This window comes from Yoonia maritima, assembly GCF_002933395.1.
GTDB lineage: Bacteria > Pseudomonadota > Alphaproteobacteria > Rhodobacterales > Rhodobacteraceae > Yoonia > Yoonia maritima_A.
Window position 1 is genome coordinate 120,413 of sequence record NZ_PKFN01000011.1, and the last position, 12,895, is coordinate 133,307.

Genomic DNA, 12,895 nt, shown 5'->3' on the forward strand with positions numbered 1-12,895 from the left:
AAAACGCGGCGTTAGTAACTGTTTATCTGGGATCATGCCCCGCGAAGGCGCAAGAATAATATAAATGATTGATCAATATGGCGATTTATCGCAAATATCAACGTCATGAAATATCTGACTTCTTTTTCGTTCGCCGCCGCTGTTTTGACGCCTGTTCTTGCTTTTGCAGGACCCTATGATGGTGTTTACAAACAAACCGCCCATTCCGAATGTGCGCTAGTTGGTGTCGATGGCGGTTCTCTTAAGATCGAAGAAGTCGTCTTTCATGGGGTTGAAATGGAATGCCGTATGACAAACCCTGTTGATATTAACGACATGGATGCGACGATATATCAGATGGAATGCTCTGGTGCCGGACAGACGTGGACGGAACGGTCAATCCTGATGAAAGACGCAGAAACTGACGGAATTATCATGGTGTGGAATGGCTACGCGTTTCGCTATGACCGCTGCGAAGAAGGCGAATATTGACGCTTGATTGATTGCCCGACATGCTTGGTGGTCGGGCAATCAAATCGGGATTTAGTTTCCGACAATCGAATCTAGCAAGTTCAGAATGTCTTGATCCAGCACTTCGCCGCCTTCGCTATGCAAAAGCCCCGACTGCGCTGGTTCTGGCGGGATTGTCATGGGAAGAGGCGTTGGGTTTTTGTCAGCAAGCACACGGGTCATGGTTTCACGCCAGATCGTTGCTGGCAGCCCCCCACCTGTTACGCCGCTTAGCGGGCGGTTGTCATCATAACCCATCCAGACCGCCGTGACATAGTCACCGGTAAAGCCAATGAACCACGCGTCGCGGGCACCTTGCGTCGTGCCGGATTTCCCGGCGATTTGCCATCCATCAATACGTGCGCGCCGTCCGGTGCCTTCTTCGACGACTTTCGTCATCATCCACGTTAGCTGCCGGGCCGCATCTTGACCGATGATCCTTTCGCCAATGCCTGCGCCCTGAGAATCCATCAAGGATTCATTGTCACCACGAATGCGCAGGTCGACAAGCCCGTAGGGCGTCACCTGCGATCCACCGTTTAGGATGCCGGCATAGGCGCCTGTCATGTCTAGTAGTGTGCTTTCAGAAACGCCAAGCGCCAAGGCCGGACCGGCGGCTAAGTCACCGTTTAGGCCGAATCCATTTGCGACATTCCGGACCAGTTCGCGGCCAACGTCTTCTGACAGGACAATCGCAGGGATGTTGCGGCTTTCGGCTAAGGCTTGGATCAATGTAATCGGACCTTTGAAAGTGCGATCATAGTTTTCCGGGCACCAATCGCTTGCGCCACGGCGTTTCCAGCATGTGCGTTCATCGTCAATCATCGTGTAAGGCGACATGCCCAGATCAAGCGCCGCGGCGAATATGAACGGCTTAAAGGATGAACCTGTCTGACGGTTTGCCTGTGTCGCCCGGTTAAATGCGCCAGTTTCGCCGATATTACGGCCCCCGACCATTGCACGGACGGCACCATCTGCGGACATCACAACAATGGCCGCTTGCGCCTCGGAACCTTCGCGAACTTCGTTTTCAAAGACACTGATCATCGCTTCTTCGGCAGCCGTTTGGATCGCTGGGTCAAGCGTCGTGCGGATGAATACGTCTTCGGTTGTGTTGCGGGTGAACGATTCTGGACCGCTGCGCATGATCCAGTCAGCAAAGAAAGTCGCTGCGTTGGCGCGCGCAGTTTCTGATAGCGTCGCTGGGTTCGCGCGGGCTTCATCGGCTTGGGCTTGGCTGAGATAGCCCTGATCCTCCATCAGGCCGACAACAACGGCTGCGCGGTTTTGCGAGCGCTGTAAGTTGCTTGTCGGGGCCAATGTCGATGGTGCGGTCAGCAAACCTGCAAGCATCGCAGATTGCGCAGGGCTAAGCGCCATAGCAGGAATGCCAAAGTACCGTTGCGACGCTGCCTCGAAGCCACGCGCCCCTGCGCCCAGATAGGCACGATTCAGATAGATCGTTAGGATTTCGTCCTTGGTGTAGGCGATTTCCATGCCAACTGCAAAGACGGCCTCGCGGGCTTTGCGCCAAAGCGATCCTTGGCGGCAGTCGTTTTCATATTCTGCCTCTGAATCCCACTTGTTCGGATCGAACGGAACACCAAGGCAAAGCAGTTTTGCTGTTTGCTGAGTGATTGTCGAACCACCATGACCCGATAACGGACCGCGCCCTTCGCGCAGGTTGATGCGCACTGCGGATGCAACCCCACGTGGGGAAATCCCAAAGTGACGGTAGAACCTTTTATCTTCGGTTGCGATAACTGCGTTGGTCAGGTGGCCGGATACGGTGTTAACTGTCACCATCCCGCCGAATTGATCGCCACGCCACGCAAACACTTCACCGCGGTAGTCGGTCATTGTAACCGAGCCACGCGTGCGACCGTCGATCAATTCGTCAACAGGGGGCATCTGCGCGGCAAAATAGAATGAAAAGCCAGCGATAATCAGGCCAACAACAAGCCCCAGTCGCCAGCTAACAGCCCAGATAATACGTGCCGCCCAAATGAATGGGAAAAGTAGCCACCCCAGTAACCCGCGCGGTTTGGTGCGCTTAGGTGCGGCCTTGCGGCGCGTTACTGTTTTTTTAGCGGGCTTTTTCTTGGGCGCAGGTTTCTTTTTCGCTGTCCCGTTTCCCGGGTAGCGCTTTTCGGCCACCAAAGGTGTCCGCTTATTGCCATTTCCACTCATGTTCTGCCCGACCGACTGTTTGTCTGATTTTTTACTACCATAGCGGGGGCTTTCACAAATGTAGAGCGCGATGAGTCGCCGATGCGGTGTTTTTATATTGCTAAACAATTAGGCGTTTCTGCTTATTTGTGCAAAAAATGTGCAATCGTGCCTGCTTTTGGGGCGGTCTGATACCTCAGGAGGCTTGCTCGCGGTGGCGACACGCGGTTTCTGTCTCTTTGCAAGCGGGCGCTGCCAAGAGCGCTTTGCATATGAATTTGCAAGGGGAAGAACGTGAAACTCATCATTGCAACAATTAAGCCGTTTAAACTCGAGGAGGTCCGCGAGGCGCTGACCACCGTGGGTGTACGCGGCATGATGGTGTCAGAAATCAAGGGCTTCGGCTCTCAATCCGGCCACACTGAAATTTACCGTGGCGCGGAATACGCCGTGAATTTTGTACCAAAAGTTAAGCTTGAGGTCGTCGTGCCAGATTCAATGGCTGAACAGGTGGTTTCTACTATCGCGTCCACCGCGAAAACCGAAAAAATCGGTGACGGTAAGATTTTCGTTCTCGACGTTGAAAGCGCCCTTCGCGTGCGCACCGGCGAGACAAACGACGACGCGCTTTAATCGCGCAACTAAGGGACAGAGACTAATGAAACTCAATAAATCACTTCTTGTTGGTGCGGGCCTTGCGCTTATGCCGACATTCGCGCTGGCGCAGGACGCCGCGCCAACATTCGATGAAATCGGCCCATATCTGATGACAACCTTGCTGTTCCTTGTGGGCGGCTTCTTGGTGTTCTGGATGGCTGCTGGTTTTGCCATGCTCGAAGCGGGTCTGGTGCGTTCCAAGAACGTTACAACACAGCTGACAAAGAACATCGCGCTGTTTTCAATCGCATCCATTATGTATTGGTTGGTTGGTTTCAACCTCATGTACCCAGGTGAATGGGTTGTCGAAGGCTGGCTTGGCCCGTTCTTCTCGATCACATCACTTGAGCCTGTAGGTCTGGCTGCTGCTGATGCGTCACTTGACTATGCATCTGTCGCGTCTGACTTTTTCTTCCAGCTGATGTTCTGTGCGACAACTGCATCGATCGTTTCTGGTACTTTGGCTGAGCGCATCAAACTGTGGCCATTCCTAATCTTCGTTGTTGTGCTGACTGGCTTTATCTACCCAATCGAAGCATCTTGGCAGTGGGGCGGTGGTTTCTTGTCCGCAATGGGCTTCTCTGACTTCGCTGGTTCAACGCTGGTTCACGCTGCTGGTGGTTTCGCCGCCCTCGCTGGTGCCTTTGTTCTGGGTCCACGGATCGGTAAATACAAAGATGGCAAAACAATCCCAATGCCGGGTTCTAACCTGACACTTGCTACACTGGGTACATTCATCCTGTGGCTGGGTTGGTTCGGCTTTAACGGTGGTTCGCAGTTGGCTGCGGGTACTGTTGGTGACATCACTGACGTTGGTCGCATCTTTGCAAACACCAACATGGCGGCTGCTGCCGGCGCTGTTGTGGCTCTGATCGTGACGCAAATCATGTACAAAAAAGTCGATCTTACCATGGTACTGAACGGCGCGCTTGCTGGTCTGGTGGCGATCACCGCCGAACCGCTGGCACCGTCACTTCTTAGTGCGCTGATTATCGGTGGTATTGGTGGCCTGATCGTTGTCTTCACTGTGCCTCTTTTGGACAAGTTCAAAATCGATGATGTTGTCGGTGCGATCCCTGTTCACTTGATCGCAGGTTTCTGGGGTACGATGGCAGTTGCCTTCAACACTCAAACGGAAATTTCCGAAGGTGTTGCTCGCTCTATGGGTGCGCAGTTCATGATCCAGTTCATCGGCTTTGCTGCAGTGGGTATCTTTGTCTTTGTCGTATCGCTGATCGTTTGGATCATCTTGAAAGCGACAATGGGTATCCGAGTTTCCGAAGAGGCTGAGATTAATGGTCTGGACGTGTCCGAACTGGGCATGGAAGCCTACCCTGAGTTCTCGAAAGGCTGATACCCTTCCTGTCAGTTTTTCAATACTTGCCCGGGCGTTCGCGCCCGGGTTTTTTGTTGGTAGGGTGGATCAAGATCCACCCTACGTAGTGTGTGCAATATTATCCCGTTTGTGGGATTTCTACGCTCCTATGTTGCGTATTTAGGTTTATCACTGGCCCACTTAGCGATGTAATTCCATATTTTACGCGCAATCCTCTCATGAATACCTTTTCTCGAATCCGGAGTGCCCAAATGATCCAGACCCCTTACCTACTGTTTCTTGGCGACGCGCCCGATCAGCTGGCCGCGAAGGTTGCACAGGGCATCAAAGACTGGCGCCCAGATAATGCGGTCGGTCAGTTTCGAATGCCGGGCTGTGGCGCTGATGTAGGTGCGAAAGACATGACTTTGGCCGATGCCAAAGCGGCAGGAGCAAAGACACTTGTGATCGGTGTGGCAAACCGTGGGGGGGTTATTTCGGATGCTTGGAAGGCTGTCCTGATCGAGGCTCTTCAAATGGGTTTCGATATTGCGTCGGGATTGCATAACCTTTTGCGCGACGAAAACGATTTGATGGCAGCTGCACGAGTATACGGTTGCAGCCTATTCGATGTGCGTATCCCATCGGTAGCCTACCCTATCGCAAATGGAAAAAAGCGTAGGGGGAAAAGATGTTTGGCGGTTGGTACGGATTGTTCTGTAGGTAAAATGTACACGGGCCTTGCTATGGATGCCGAGATGCAAAAGCGTGGCATGAAGTCGACGTTCCGTCCGACAGGTCAGACCGGCATCCTTATTACAGGTGGTGGCGTGCCACTGGACGCGGTGATCGCTGATTTTATGGCGGGCGCTGTAGAATACCTGACCCCCGATAATGACCCTGACCATTGGGATCACATCGAAGGGCAGGGCAGCTTATTTCACGTGTCATATTCAGGTGTGACAATGGCGCTGATTCACGGCGGGCAGCCTGATGCGTTGGTGCTCGCGCATGAACCGACCCGCACACATATGCGTGGTTTGCCCGACTATGCACTGCCGAGCCTAGATGCGCTTCGCGATAGTGCGCTTTCGATGGCGCGTGTTGCTAATCCGGCGTGTCAGGTCATAGGCATATCGGTGAATACGCAGCATATGTCTGAGCCCGAAGCGATAGCATATATGGCAGAGGTCGAAGAGCGGATGGGCCTTCCTACTGTCGACACGTTCCGCCAAGGGGCAGGGCGACTGGTCGATGCATTGGCGGCGATGTAAGATCAAATTTAGCTAAATTTGATCGCGCCCGCGTTCTAACCGAGAAAAGGCATATCGATGAAAATTCAAGTGACGCGCGATGTATTCCAGCTTGCGCAGGTATTCACGATCAGTCGTGGTTCGCGCACGCAGGCAGAGGTGCTAACCGTCACGGTTAGCGGCGATGGCGCCGTTGGTTGGGGTGAATGCGTGCCATATGCGCGCTACGACGAAACCTTGGATAGCGTGACAGAACAGATCAACGGCTTTTCTGGCGCGTGGGGTGACCTGCACGATGCTTTGCCAGCCGGCGCTGCCCGTAATGCTTTGGACTGTGCGTATTGGGATCATGCAGCCACGCAAGCCGGAAAACGGGTTTGGGACTTGTTAGGCCTGCCAGCCCCCGGCCCGGAAATCACGGCCTATACTTTGTCGCTTGATACGCCCGAGGCCATGCAGGTGCAGGCCGCAAAAAACGCGCACCGTCCGTTGTTGAAAATTAAACTTGGCACGCCCGACGATATGGCCCGGCTAGAGGCGGTTCGTCGCGGTGCACCTGACGCCCGGATCATCGTGGATGCAAACGAAGGTTGGACTGCTGATGTCTATGCCGACCTTGCGCCCCACTTGATCCGGCTTGGGGTTCAAATGGTTGAACAGCCGCTGCCCGCTGGCGAAGACGACATGCTGGCGGAAATCGCGCGCCCCTTGCCGGTGTGCGCCGACGAGAGCTGCCATGATCGAACCAGTCTGCCTGCGCTAAAGGGCAAATATGACATGGTGAACATCAAGTTGGACAAAACGGGTGGCCTCACCGAAGCGCTCGCATTGAAAGAGCAAGCCATCGCCGAGGGTTACGGTGTTATGGTTGGTTGCATGGTCGGATCGTCGCTTGCCATGGCACCTGCTACCATTCTTGCGCAGGGTGTGGCCTTTACGGACCTTGACGGCCCGCTCTTATTGGCCGAAGACCGTGATCAACCACTGATTTTTGATGACAAAGGCGTGCATCCACCTGCCGCCGCATTATGGGGATGACCATGCGCACAGTTTACGTCAACGGCGAATACCTACCTGAAAACGAAGCCAAGATTTCGATCTTTGATCGCGGTTTCCTGATGGCCGATGGCGTTTACGAGGTGACATCGGTGCTGGATGGCAAGCTGATTGACTTTGATGGGCACGCCAAACGGCTGGAGCGTTCATTGAATGAACTCGACATGCCGCGCCCTGATGTGCTGCCTGATTTGCTAGAAGTGTACCGTGAATTGGTGCGTTTGAACGGCATTGAAGAAGGCATGATATATCTTCAAATCACACGCGGTGCGCCCGACGACCGCGACTTTGCCTTCCCTGATCCTGAAACGACCAAACCGACTGTTGTTTTGTTCACCCAAAACAAACCGGGCCTTGCGGACAACCCGGCGGCCAAGAAAGGGATCAAAGTGATCTCGATTGAGGATCAGCGCTGGGCGCGCCGTGACATCAAAACCGTTCAATTGCTTTACCCATCTATGGGTAAAATGATGGCCAAAGCCGCTGGCGCAGACGATGCGTGGATGGTCGAAGATGGTGCTGTGACCGAAGGCACGTCAAACAACGCCTATATCGTCAAAGGCAACACGATCATCACGCGTAATCTGGGTAGCGAAATCCTGCACGGTATCACCCGCGCCGCCGTTCTGCGTTTCGCTCGCGAAGCACAGATGCAGGTCGAAGAGCGCAGCTTTACCATTACCGAAGCGCAAGAAGCCGACGAAGCATTCATCACGTCGGCCAGCACTTTCGTGATGCCCGTCGTCGACATCGATGGTGCATCCATCGGCACCGGCACACCCGGCCCAATCGCGGCGCGCCTGCGCGAGATCTATTTGGATGAAAGCCGCAAACTGGCTGTTTGATAATCGCATCTACGATCCCTCGTTCCGCGGGGGATCTGCTTTGCCTGCACTTATTTTCTGTTAGTGTTATGGCATGAATGATGCCGCAAAACAGGTCATCCCGCTTTACCGCCGCCATGCTGCCGCTTGGGTGCGTAATCATGGTACCAGCCTGATTGAAAAGAACTGGTTGGACCGGTTCACTGCGCCGCTCACTGTGAGGGCGCAGTTGTTGGATATTGGCTGCGGTGCCGGCGATCCGATTGCGCGATATCTGTTGGATCGCGGTTTTGCTGTGACCGGGGTCGATGCTTCGCCGGAGTTAATTGATGTGGCGCAGGAAAACATGCCAGCGGCGCATTGGGTCGTTGCTGACATGCGCGCATTGCAATTGAGCCAGCGGTTTGACGGTATGTTGGCGTGGGACAGTATATTTCACCTCACGCCGGGTGATCAGCGGTTGATGTTTCCCGTATTCGCCGCGCATGCCAATGTCGGGGCACAGCTGATGTTCACAAGCGGCCCGGCCCATGGCGACGCAATTGGCGAATTCGAAGGCGAGCCGCTGTATCATTCCAGCCTCGACCCTTCTGAGTACCGCTTGCTGCTTGATCAAAACCGGTTCGAGGTCGTCGATCATATCGTCGAAGACCTCGATTGCGGATTTCGTACTGTCTGGCTTGCGCAATTTGTGGGGCGTGAGTAGCCGAGGCGCGTTCTACCCGTGTGACTTCTTGAACGCGTCTTTGGCTTCAGCGCTCGCTTCGGTCTGGTGCTTCGCTTTCCACTCAGCAAACGGCATGCCGTAGAACGCTTCGCGGCCTTGCTCTTTGTCCATTTCAATGCCGTGCGCGTTCGCGGCTTCTTGGTACCAGCGCGACAGACAGTTACGGCAGAAACCGGCAAGGTTCATCATATCGATGTTTTGCGCGTCGGGGCGGTCTTCCAGAAGGTGCTGGCGTAGGCGGCGGAATGCTGCGGCTTCGATTTCGATGCGAGTTTGGTCGTCCATGGTGTTCTCCGTCAAAGCCCAGTCTGGGCGAGTACTTTTTTCAATATAGGTGCTAATCGCTGCGCCCAAAGGATTTGTCCGGCTTCTTCAGCAATAAGGTCGTTGCGCACTTCGATAAGAACGTTTGGCCGTCCGTGCTGTAGCGCATGTCGGTCGACAGCGTCGCCTTTGAGGTGGCCAGAGTAGGGTTCGTTGTCTCCAACGCACCAACCTTGATTGATACAGGCTTCGATGAATGGTTTCGCAAGCCGTTCATCATGCGCGTAAAGAACACCAACTTCCCAAGGGCGCGCTGAGCGTCCGCGCAGTTGCGGTGTAAAGCTATGGACCGCGCAGATCACGGGGTCCTGCATTTTTGCAGCTAGTTCCGCATAGGCGTTGTGATAGGGGCGGTGAAGCTGCTTCAGCCGCTTTTCCTTTTCAACCGCATCGGCATGACGGTTCGCGGGTATGATGGTTCCATCATAAAGGCGCATGAGCAATGTTGGGTCGTCTTCGCCCCGGTTAGGGTCAATCACAAGCCGCGAGAAGTTTGATAGAATGGCTGGGCTGTCCAATGCCTCTGCCAAATGTCGGGTCACCCCAGCTGCACCGACATCATATGCGATGTGGCGCTGCATGTCGTCATGGGGAAGCCCAAGGTCGCCGCTACTGATCCAATCTGGGACATGGTTAGTCGCATGATCACAGCTAACCAGCCATCGCCCGGACCTGTTTTTATCAATAATTTGGTAAGCAGAGTGTGTCATCTTTGGTGTCATTCCTTTGTCACCCGATTTAGGCTAGTTGTGATAGGATTGGAATTGCGTAATAAGGGCAACAAGCCACCTGTTATCGCTAACGGCATAGCCGCACGAAGGAAAAATCATGAGACGCCACCGTAACGTAAAGATCGTCGCCACACTTGGCCCAGCTTCCAATGATTATGAGATGATCCGCGCATTGCATGAAGCAGGCGCAGACGTTTTCCGCCTGAACATGTCACATGGTGATCATGCTGAAATTAAGGTCCGTCACGAGATTATCCGCCAAGTTGAAAAAGACATGGATAGCCCGATTTCCATTCTTGCTGATTTACAGGGGCCAAAGTTGCGCGTCGGTGTTTTTGCCAACGGCGAAGAGGAATTGGTCGAAGGCGCTGCATTCCGGCTTGATCTGGACGACGCCGAAGGCGACGTGAACCGCGTTAAGTTGCCTCACAAAGAGATTTTCGACGCGCTAGAGCCCGGCGCGCATCTGTTGGTGAATGACGGTAAGATTAAGCTGCGCGTCAAAGACTGCGGTCGCGACTTTGCTGATTGTGAAGTTATCGTTGGCGGCACGATTTCCAACCGCAAGGGCGTGAACGTTCCTGATGTTACCTTGCCGGTGGCGGCCTTGTCTGAAAAAGACCGCAAAGACCTCGAATTTGTATGTGAGCTGGGTGTTGATTGGTTGGCGCTGTCGTTTGTGCAACGTGCTGCCGACGTCGAAGAAGCGCGCGCGCTTGCCAAAGGCCGTGCCGCGATTTTGTCGAAAATTGAAAAGCCAAACGCCGTAAAGTCATTTGATGAGATTTTAAAGGTCAGTGATGGCATCATGGTTGCTCGTGGTGATCTGGGCGTTGAACTGCCTGTTCACGCTGTTCCGCCCATCCAAAAACAACTGATCCGCAAGTCACGTGCTGCGGCAAAGCCGGTCATCGTGGCGACGCAGATGCTCGAATCAATGATTGATTCACCGATGCCGACACGTGCCGAAGTATCCGACGTTGCAAATGCGATTTACGAAGGTGCAGACGCGATCATGTTGTCTGCGGAATCCGCTGCCGGATCGTATCCGATTGAAGCGGTAAGCACGATGAACAACGTCGCGGGTGAGGTCGAGTCAGACCCAACCTACACCGAGATCATCGAAGCATCGCGGAAAACGGATGGGATAACAGTTGCAGATGGTATCGTATCTGCGGCGCGTGAAATTGCGGAAACGACCGACGTTAAAGCAATCTGCTGTTTCTCTCAATCTGGTACAACAGCTTTGCTTGTTTCGCGAGAACGCCCGCGGGTTCCAATCGTTGCGATGACGAACCAAATCGGAACAGCCCGTCGTCTGTGCCTATCTTGGGGGACGAACTGCGTTGTTACCGGCCCTGTTGACCGCTTTAAAGACGCGGTTCTTGCTGCGGTTAGCGCAGCAACGAGCCTGAAGCTGGCGAACAAAGAAGATATGGTTGTGATTACCGCTGGGGTGCCGTTTAACACGCCCGGTTCTACAAACATCCTTCGTGTTGCGCCCTGCGATGAACGTTTGATTTTCCCAGCCGAAGCAGATTAAGCTGCCGCCTGTAAGAAAACGGGAACGCGCTAAATGGATTATGATCTGATTTTTGTTGTAGGCGTGCTATGCTGCGCCTTCGCAATTCCAGCCTTGATCAGCGCGTTTTCGGACAGGCGTTTTCCGCGTGTGGCGATCATGTTTGCCGTCGTTGGGGGTGTCAGCGTTGCCTATGCAATGCAGGAAAATCCCGGGGTTTACGGATTCGCGACGATTGACGACGTATTTGTTGATGTCGTGGGGCGGTATCTGCTCTAAATCCCTTGCCTATTTGAATGATGCGTCCTATACGGCGCGTCTCAACCCGCGCGTCCGGCCCGTATGGCATGCCGAGTCGCGCTTCCGACCGACCCAAAGAGGAGACGGAAATGCCGAAGATGAAGACAAAATCGAGCTGCAAAAAGCGGTTCAAAACGACGGCTTCTGGCCGTGTCGTTGCTGCCCAAGCGGGTAAACAGCACGGCATGATCAAACGCTCGAACAAGTTCCTTCGTAACGCACGTGGCACAACCACGTTGTGCAAAGCTGACGAAGGTATCGTTAAATCAATGATGCCTTACGCACGTTAATTAGAGGGAATTAGGATATGCGCGTTAAAGGCGGAACAGTCACACATCGTCGTCACAAAAAAGTTCTCGACGCTGCCAAAGGTTATTATGATCGCCGGTCAAAGACTTTCAAAGTCGCTAAACAGGCCGTCGACAAAGCCAACCAATATGCAACACGCGACCGTCACAATCGCAAGCGCAACTTCCGCGCTTTGTGGATTCAGCGGATCAACGCAGGTGTTCGTTCGGTTGACGAAACACTGAACTACTCCAAGTTCATCAATGGCCTGACACTGGCTGGCATCGAAGTCGACCGTAAGGTTCTGGCTGATCTTGCCGTGAACGAACCCGATGCATTCGCGACAATCGTTGGCAAAGCTAAGGACGCTCTGGCTGCTTAAGCTGCCGAGTACCAAGAATTGATCAAGGGCCGCCCATTGGGTGGCCTTTTTTCGTTGCAGGGTATTTCGAAACGAAAAAGCAACGAATTTGCGCGATGCTGTACGCAATGATGATGCTACGTTTGATATTCGTTTGGGTGACTGCGATTTCACCTTTGGCTTGTTGGGGGCAATCGGGGTCTTTAGTGGGTGATGGCGCGTTTGGTCAGGTGCGGGGGCTTTTCGTGCAGGACGGTGTTTCCATTGCTCCGAAATCCACAAGTGCGAGCCTTTTCAGTGGGCATATTGATGGCAGTTTCTTTGCGCCGCCTCCGGTGGTGGTCAGACAGGCAGATCCTAGCGCTGTTCAGCGATTGCGTAGCATTATTGGGCAGGCGGAATCTCCTGTTGCGGGCTATGACGCGGTGCAGCATGGGGCGGTAATTAAACCGCGCAAGCGGCCGACAGACATGACAATTGGCGAAATTTTTGATTGGATCGCTGCAACGCCCGGCCAGCCACATGCGATTGGCAGATATCAGTTTATCCCAGATACGCTTGCGCGTGTTGTTGCGCAGGTTGGCGCACGGCGCAGCGATCAGTTTAGCCCTGCGATGCAGGATCAGCTCGCTGATGTCTTGCTTGATGATGCTGGATTTGGGGCGTTTCTGGCTGGTGATTTAAGCCAACAACGCTTCATGAACAACCTTGCGAGTATTTGGGCTGGGCTGCCGACATCGACTGGACGATCGAAATACCATGGTATTGCCGGAAACCGGGCGACGGTTACGTTGGCGCATTTCCAGTCCGAGATCACAAAAATCGCGCCCGGCTGATAGTGATGCGCGCCTGCATGAGCTTGCAACCAAGCCCCCATTT

The 12,895-nt window shown here is 53.9% G+C and carries 15 protein-coding genes; 12 read left to right on the forward strand and 3 right to left on the reverse strand.

The genetic code is table 11. From position 1 onward, the window contains the following. Positions 1-105 precede the first annotated feature (105 nt). Complete coding sequence (locus CYQ09_RS15445) at positions 106-471, forward strand: hypothetical protein (protein ID WP_106746291.1); 366 nt, start codon at positions 106-108, stop codon at positions 469-471. 51 nt (positions 472-522) lie between these two features. Here the strand turns inward: CYQ09_RS15445 and CYQ09_RS15450 are convergent, their stop codons facing one another. Then, the gene (locus CYQ09_RS15450; protein WP_106746292.1) at positions 523-2,679 is read right to left on the reverse strand and encodes a transglycosylase domain-containing protein; all 2,157 of its coding nucleotides are present in this window, start codon (positions 2,677-2,679) and stop codon (positions 523-525) included. Between the two features lie 273 nt (positions 2,680-2,952). Between CYQ09_RS15450 and CYQ09_RS15455 the strand changes: the two genes are divergently transcribed. From CYQ09_RS15455 to CYQ09_RS15480, 6 genes are all read left to right on the forward strand, one after another. Then, on the forward strand, positions 2,953-3,291 hold the full coding sequence (locus CYQ09_RS15455; RefSeq protein ID WP_106358923.1) for a P-II family nitrogen regulator: 339 nt from the start codon (positions 2,953-2,955) through the stop codon (positions 3,289-3,291). A 25-nt stretch (positions 3,292-3,316) separates the two neighbouring features. Beyond that, positions 3,317-4,669 (forward strand): ammonium transporter, encoded by a 1,353-nt coding sequence (gene amt, locus CYQ09_RS15460; protein ID WP_106746293.1) that lies wholly within the window; start codon positions 3,317-3,319, stop codon positions 4,667-4,669. A gap of 233 nt (positions 4,670-4,902) precedes the next feature. Continuing rightward, positions 4,903-5,904 carry an N-acetyltransferase DgcN gene (gene dgcN, locus CYQ09_RS15465; RefSeq protein ID WP_106746294.1) on the forward strand — a complete coding sequence of 334 codons (1,002 nt, stop codon included), beginning with the start codon at positions 4,903-4,905 and terminating at the stop codon, positions 5,902-5,904. 57 nt (positions 5,905-5,961) lie between these two features. Beyond that, positions 5,962-6,921, forward strand: coding sequence for an N-acetyl-D-Glu racemase DgcA (dgcA, locus tag CYQ09_RS15470; protein WP_106746295.1), 960 nt, complete (start codon positions 5,962-5,964; stop codon positions 6,919-6,921). Further along, positions 6,918-7,784 (forward strand): D-amino-acid transaminase, encoded by an 867-nt coding sequence (locus tag CYQ09_RS15475; protein WP_106746410.1) that lies wholly within the window; start codon positions 6,918-6,920, stop codon positions 7,782-7,784. Before dgcA ends, CYQ09_RS15475 begins: the two co-directional genes overlap by 4 nt. A 73-nt stretch (positions 7,785-7,857) precedes the next feature. Continuing rightward, on the forward strand, positions 7,858-8,469 hold the full coding sequence (locus CYQ09_RS15480) for a class I SAM-dependent methyltransferase (protein ID WP_106746296.1): 612 nt from the start codon (positions 7,858-7,860) through the stop codon (positions 8,467-8,469). Between the two features lie 12 nt (positions 8,470-8,481). Here the strand turns inward: CYQ09_RS15480 and CYQ09_RS15485 are convergent, their stop codons facing one another. Further along, positions 8,482-8,775 (reverse strand): DUF1244 domain-containing protein, encoded by a 294-nt coding sequence (locus CYQ09_RS15485; protein ID WP_106746297.1) that lies wholly within the window; start codon positions 8,773-8,775, stop codon positions 8,482-8,484. Positions 8,776-8,786: 11 nt separating this feature from the next. Next, entirely contained in the window at positions 8,787-9,524 is a 738-nt protein-coding gene (locus tag CYQ09_RS15490; protein ID WP_106746411.1) for an N-formylglutamate amidohydrolase, read from the reverse strand. 118 nt (positions 9,525-9,642) lie between these two features. On the opposite strand from CYQ09_RS15490, the gene pyk reads away from it, so the two are divergent. The 5 genes from pyk to CYQ09_RS15515 all read left to right on the forward strand — a co-directional run bounded on the left by pyk (position 9,643) and on the right by CYQ09_RS15515 (position 12,852). Continuing rightward, entirely contained in the window at positions 9,643-11,088 is a 1,446-nt protein-coding gene (gene pyk, locus CYQ09_RS15495; protein WP_106746298.1) for a pyruvate kinase, read from the forward strand. 33 nt (positions 11,089-11,121) lie between these two features. Beyond that, positions 11,122-11,346: a hypothetical protein gene (locus CYQ09_RS15500; protein ID WP_106746299.1), complete on the forward strand. Its 225-nt coding sequence runs from the start codon at positions 11,122-11,124 to the stop codon at positions 11,344-11,346. Between the two features lie 110 nt (positions 11,347-11,456). Beyond that, entirely contained in the window at positions 11,457-11,657 is a 201-nt protein-coding gene (gene rpmI, locus CYQ09_RS15505; protein ID WP_045997239.1) for a 50S ribosomal protein L35, read from the forward strand. A 17-nt stretch (positions 11,658-11,674) separates the two neighbouring features. Then, positions 11,675-12,037 carry a 50S ribosomal protein L20 gene (gene rplT / locus CYQ09_RS15510; protein ID WP_106746300.1) on the forward strand — a complete coding sequence of 121 codons (363 nt, stop codon included), beginning with the start codon at positions 11,675-11,677 and terminating at the stop codon, positions 12,035-12,037. Positions 12,038-12,132: 95 nt separating this feature from the next. Beyond that, positions 12,133-12,852: a hypothetical protein gene (locus CYQ09_RS15515; RefSeq protein WP_239495972.1), complete on the forward strand. Its 720-nt coding sequence runs from the start codon at positions 12,133-12,135 to the stop codon at positions 12,850-12,852. Positions 12,853-12,895: the final 43 nt, after the last annotated feature.

Bases quoted from the DNA above. Each gene is read 5' to 3' on its own strand.
- CYQ09_RS15445 (WP_106746291.1), top strand. From the start codon at position 106: ATGAAATATCTGACTTCTTTTTCGTTCGCCGCCGCTGTTTTGACGCCT.
- CYQ09_RS15450 (WP_106746292.1), bottom strand. From the start codon at position 2,679: ATGAGTGGAAATGGCAATAAGCGGACACCTTTGGTGGCCGAAAAGCGC.
- amt (WP_106746293.1), top strand. From the start codon at position 3,317: ATGAAACTCAATAAATCACTTCTTGTTGGTGCGGGCCTTGCGCTTATG.
- dgcN (WP_106746294.1), top strand. From the start codon at position 4,903: ATGATCCAGACCCCTTACCTACTGTTTCTTGGCGACGCGCCCGATCAG.
- dgcA (WP_106746295.1), top strand. From the start codon at position 5,962: ATGAAAATTCAAGTGACGCGCGATGTATTCCAGCTTGCGCAGGTATTC.
- CYQ09_RS15475 (WP_106746410.1), top strand. From the start codon at position 6,918: ATGACCATGCGCACAGTTTACGTCAACGGCGAATACCTACCTGAAAAC.
- CYQ09_RS15480 (WP_106746296.1), top strand. From the start codon at position 7,858: ATGAATGATGCCGCAAAACAGGTCATCCCGCTTTACCGCCGCCATGCT.
- CYQ09_RS15485 (WP_106746297.1), bottom strand. From the start codon at position 8,775: ATGGACGACCAAACTCGCATCGAAATCGAAGCCGCAGCATTCCGCCGC.
- CYQ09_RS15490 (WP_106746411.1), bottom strand. From the start codon at position 9,524: ATGACACACTCTGCTTACCAAATTATTGATAAAAACAGGTCCGGGCGA.
- pyk (WP_106746298.1), top strand. From the start codon at position 9,643: ATGAGACGCCACCGTAACGTAAAGATCGTCGCCACACTTGGCCCAGCT.
- CYQ09_RS15500 (WP_106746299.1), top strand. From the start codon at position 11,122: ATGGATTATGATCTGATTTTTGTTGTAGGCGTGCTATGCTGCGCCTTC.
- rpmI (WP_045997239.1), top strand. From the start codon at position 11,457: ATGCCGAAGATGAAGACAAAATCGAGCTGCAAAAAGCGGTTCAAAACG.
- rplT (WP_106746300.1), top strand. From the start codon at position 11,675: ATGCGCGTTAAAGGCGGAACAGTCACACATCGTCGTCACAAAAAAGTT.
- CYQ09_RS15515 (WP_239495972.1), top strand. From the start codon at position 12,133: ATGCTGTACGCAATGATGATGCTACGTTTGATATTCGTTTGGGTGACT.